The sequence below is a fragment of the Actinoallomurus acaciae genome (genome assembly GCF_042429965.1).
GTDB classification, from domain to species: domain Bacteria; phylum Actinomycetota; class Actinomycetes; order Streptosporangiales; family Streptosporangiaceae; genus Actinoallomurus; species Actinoallomurus acaciae.
On record NZ_JBHLZP010000645.1, the window covers coordinates 1 to 4056 of the forward strand.

Sequence of the window (4056 nt, forward strand, 5' to 3'; positions counted from 1 at the left end):
GCGAGGTCGCGGATGGAGGCCGCCGCCGCGCCGGCGGCGCGAGCGCGGGGCAGGACGCGCTCGCCGAAGGCGGTCGCCCGCGGGGGAGCCTGCCTGGTGAGCACGGTCGAGCCGAGGCCACGTTCGAGCGCGGCGACCGCGTGGGAGACGGCGGACTGGCTGATGTGCAACGTCTCGGCCGCCGCGCCGAACCCGCCCTCGTCGAGCACCGCCACGAACGCCCGCAACTGGCTGAGATTCAGGTTGATGAGCCCCTCCTTCGCTGGCCACGTGCCCTCATGAGCGATCCTCATGAGAGTCGGCACGCCACTTGTTGGACTCATAGTGCCAGTCCGGCGCATCATCCGATGCCGTGACCGAGCTTCGTGAGACGCGATCGGCGCGGCGGCCGGCCGGCGACCGCCCGGCGCTGCGATGGATACCGGGATTCGCGCTGCTGTCGCTGATCTGGGGGGCGAGCTTCGTGCTGATCAAGATCGCGGTGGACGCGGGGGTCGCGCCGATGTGGGTGGCCTTCTGGCGCTGTTTCTTCGGGGCCGCGGCCCTGGGCGCGGTGTGCGCCGTACGCCGGCTCGCGCCGTCGCGCGACCGGGCCACCTGGGCGCACGCGCTCGTGGTCGCGGTGCTCTTCAACGCGGTGCCCTTCGCGCTGTTCTCCTACGGGGAGACGCGGGTCAGTTCGGTGCTGGCCGGCATCTGGAACGCGACCACTCCGCTGACCACGCTCGTCTTCGTCCTCGCGCTGATCCCGGGGGAACGGCGCACCGCACGGCGCGTGCTCGGCCTGCTGACCGGGTTCGCCGGCGTCCTCGTGGTCCTGGGCGTCTGGCACGGGCTCCGGGGCGGCACGCTGGCGGGCGACCTGGCGTGTCTCGGCGCGACCATCTGTTACGGCGCGGCCTTCGCCTACACGCGGAGGTACTTCTCCGGCCGGGGCGACGCGGCGGCGGCACTGGCGCTGACGCAGGTCCTGTGCGCCACCGTGGAACTGGCCGTCGTCACGCCCGTGCTCGCCGGCCCGCCGTCGTGGCCCGGCGTGCGCGCGGCCGTCGCCCTGGTGGTGCTGGGATCTGTCGGCACCGGGCTCGCCTACATCATCAACCTGGGGGTGATCCGCGCGGCGGGGACGACGGTGGCGGCGTCGGTCACCTACGTCACTCCGGTCTGGTCGACGCTGCTGGGCGCCTGGCTCCTCGGGGAGCCGCCGGGCTGGAACACCCTGGCCGGGGGCGCGCTCGTGCTGGCCGGCGTGGTCGTGTCGCGGTGAGGCACCCCCGGGCGGTCTCAGACGGCGGACGGCTGGAGGCGGTGCGGCATCTGCCAGCCATCCGAGAGCCGGGACGGATGCACGTTCTGGCCGCCGCCGAAGAACTCGCAGAACTTCATGATCAGCGGGTCCCAGCCCACCGGGTCCACGTAGTGGGTGCCCGGAATGACCAGGTCCTCCTTGACGTGGGACCGGATGACCTCGACCTCGAAGGCCGTCGCGTGCGCCGAGTCGCCGCCGAACGCGTGCGTCGCCACGAGCCGGCACTCCAGCTGGATCGGGCACTCGGCGACCCGGGGCGGCGCCACCAGCTCCGACGCCTGCTCGGTCAGCCCCGCCGTGGCGAACTTGTCCCGCTCGTGCCGATAACCCTGCCGCACCTTGTACTCGGGCACGACCGGCTTGGCGGTGGTGAGGGCGAGCCGGTCGACGGCGTCCACCATCGCCGACGACGGCAGGTTGAGGACGCACTCGCGCTCGCGCAGCAGGTTCGCCGTCGTCTGGCCGCTGTTGCCCAGGCCGAGCATGCAGTTGCGGCCCAGCCACCAGGCGGACGACATCGGCGCGAGGTTCGCGGTGCCGTCCTCGTTGCGCGAGCTGATCAGTACGACCGGGGTGCCGAAGTACAGCACCTTCAGTTCGGGATCGATGTGCACTCTTCCGTCTTTCGTCGGGTACCGGGGGATCGGCCCGGAACGCGGGTCCGGCCACCACTGTGCGGGACACCGGGCCGCGGTCGCTGGCGGGAATCCGACCTCGCGTTCGACGCGGGGGAGCGGCCCGTACGGGGACGGCCCCCGCAGCGTGGGCCGTGGCGGCCGGGCCGTACGCCCGTCCGCGAGGTGGCCGGGGATAAGGCCCCTGCGCCGATCTCGCCGTCCCTACGGGAGTCGGCGGTATGTTCGCCTCCGTACCGCCCGTGGGTGCCCCGAGCCGCCCGCCCCGGAGGAGGTCCCGAGTTCTGGGCGGACGAACTCGCCGCGGCGATGTCGCCGAGCCACCGGTCCCGCATCAGCTCGGGATGGGTGCAGGGCAGGTCGTGGTTCGCGATCGGGCCGGTCACGTGCGGCGACCACGCCTCGCAGGCGAACCGGTGCTCGGCCCGGGGCGCCGCCGCAGTGAAGAACAGGCAGGTCACCGTCGTAGACCCGGTGCTCGCGCATCGTGCGCGCGTGGTCGGGCACGATCTCCACGATCCTCGACGGCGTGCGGGCTGCCCGCCCGGCGCGGCGTGGGCCGCCACGTCATCGCGATCGCGCTCGTCCGTGCGCGGATCGCCTCGACCGGCTCGCCGGCGGCAGCGCTGTGGGCTCGCGATGGTGCACGGCCGTCTTCCTGCTCGACGAGCCCACCAACGCCCGCGGCCGCGTCGTCGGCGTCCTCGAACCGGTGCGCGAGATCGCCGCCGCCGGCCGCACGGTCGTCATGGTCCAGCACGGCCTGGCCACGGCCGACCCGCCCCGACGCCCGCCGGCCACCCTCCGGGATGTGATCTTCGTCTCCTCGCCGCCGGGTCCGGCGGCGAGGGTCCGCACGCGATTCACCGGAGACGCAGCACGTCCGTGGTGCAGACTGTGCGTATGGTGACCTCGCGCCCGCTGGCGGCGGCTTCGCGGTCGGCGGTGCTCGTCGCCGTCGTCGTCGGGCTGGCCGCGCTTCGCGTTCCGCGCCCACCGACGTTGTGCCTGCTACGGGAGGCGACGGGGATCCCGTGCCCGATGTGCGGGTTCACCACGGCCGCGGTCCATCTCGGGCACGCCGACCTCGCCGGGGCGGCCGGTGCCTCCCCGCTGGCGGTCGTCGTCTGCGCCGGGTTCGTTCTCACGCCGTTCATCCGGCGTTCCAGAGCGGCGACTTTTTGGCGTGAGCTACCGAATCGATGGCGACAGTTGCTCCCTGTATTCGCTATTGTCGCGATCCTTGCTTTCGCGGAGATCTGGCAGCTCCAGCGCTTCGGCATTATCTAACGGGAGGAAATATGGGATACCCGCCTCAGCCGCCGCCCCCTGGTTATGGTGGTGCGGGCTACCCGCAGCAGGCGCCGCAGTCCAGCACGCCACAGGTGCTGTCGATCATCGGCATCGTGTGCTGGTTCTGCTGCTCACCGGCGGCGATCGTGCTCGGGCTCGTCGCCCAGAGCCAGTTCCGCGCCCAGGGGAGGCCGGACACGATCGCCAAGGTGGCGTGGATCGGCGGCATCGTCGCGGTGGTGCTCGGCATTCTGAGCTTCGTCGTCCGGATGTCGGCTCTCAACTCCAACTGACCGACGACGCATCGAAGCCGGGCCGGGATCGTCCCTCGGCCCGGCTTCGCCGTGCCCGGGCCAGGGGAGGGGCCGCCCGTCCGCTCCGTACGGTGGTGACGGCCGGAGGTCTCCGGCCGCGCCGTGCTCGGCGCGCCGCCGTTCGGAGGGAGAGCCGTGGAGATCATCGTTGTCGGCGCGGGCATCGTCGGGGCCAGCACCGCCTACCACCTGAGCGTGGCCGGAGCGCGGGTGACGCTGGTCGACCGGGCGGACGAGGGACAGGCGACGGCGGCCGGGGCCGGCATCGTCTGCCCATGGCTGTCCCGGGAAACCGACCCGGCCCGGTACCGGCTCGCGAGCGCGGGCGCGCGCTACTACCCGGAGCTGGTCGCCCGGTTGAACGCGGACGGCTGGTCCGACACCGGGTACGCCCGTACCGGCGCGCTGGCCGTGGCGGGCTCGGCCGAGCGGGTACGGGAGCGGGCCGAACGGGCCCGGCGCCGCCGGGCCGACGAACCGGAGGTCGGCGAGGTCATGGAGCTCG

The 4056-nt window shown here is 72.9% G+C and carries 7 protein-coding genes; 5 read left to right on the forward strand and 2 right to left on the reverse strand.

Annotated features, from left to right (window positions below; translation table 11 throughout):
* On the reverse strand, positions 1–305 hold a 305-nt coding region (locus ACFFNX_RS44045), incomplete at its 3' end, for a LysR family transcriptional regulator (RefSeq protein WP_378212214.1).
* Between the two features lie 47 nt (positions 306–352).
* Here ACFFNX_RS44045 and ACFFNX_RS44050 point away from each other — a divergent pair.
* Positions 353–1267 (forward strand): DMT family transporter, encoded by a 915-nt coding sequence (locus ACFFNX_RS44050; protein WP_378212215.1) that lies wholly within the window; start codon positions 353–355, stop codon positions 1265–1267.
* Between the two features lie 17 nt (positions 1268–1284).
* Here the strand turns inward: ACFFNX_RS44050 and ACFFNX_RS44055 are convergent, their stop codons facing one another.
* On the reverse strand, positions 1285–1923 hold the full coding sequence (locus tag ACFFNX_RS44055) for a flavin reductase family protein (protein ID WP_378212217.1): 639 nt from the start codon (positions 1921–1923) through the stop codon (positions 1285–1287).
* Positions 1924–2431: 508 nt separating this feature from the next.
* Between ACFFNX_RS44055 and ACFFNX_RS44060 the strand changes: the two genes are divergently transcribed.
* From ACFFNX_RS44060 to ACFFNX_RS44075, 4 genes are all read left to right on the forward strand, one after another.
* Entirely contained in the window at positions 2432–2854 is a 423-nt protein-coding gene (locus ACFFNX_RS44060) for a P-loop NTPase family protein (protein WP_378212219.1), read from the forward strand.
* Positions 2848–3234 (forward strand): DUF2752 domain-containing protein, encoded by a 387-nt coding sequence (locus ACFFNX_RS44065; protein ID WP_378212220.1) that lies wholly within the window; start codon positions 2848–2850, stop codon positions 3232–3234. The genes ACFFNX_RS44060 and ACFFNX_RS44065 overlap by 7 nt, the downstream gene beginning before the upstream one ends.
* An 11-nt stretch (positions 3235–3245) precedes the next feature.
* Positions 3246–3530: a DUF4190 domain-containing protein gene (locus ACFFNX_RS44070; RefSeq protein ID WP_378212221.1), complete on the forward strand. Its 285-nt coding sequence runs from the start codon at positions 3246–3248 to the stop codon at positions 3528–3530.
* Between the two features lie 156 nt (positions 3531–3686).
* On the forward strand, positions 3687–4056 hold a 370-nt coding region (locus tag ACFFNX_RS44075; protein ID WP_378212222.1), incomplete at its 3' end, for an NAD(P)/FAD-dependent oxidoreductase.

Excerpts from the sequence above, each read along its gene's own strand:
- ACFFNX_RS44070 (WP_378212221.1), top strand. The coding sequence starts at position 3,246 with ATGGGATACCCGCCTCAGCCGCCGCCCCCTGGTTATGGTGGTGCGGGC.
- ACFFNX_RS44065 (WP_378212220.1), top strand. The coding sequence starts at position 2,848 with ATGGTGACCTCGCGCCCGCTGGCGGCGGCTTCGCGGTCGGCGGTGCTC.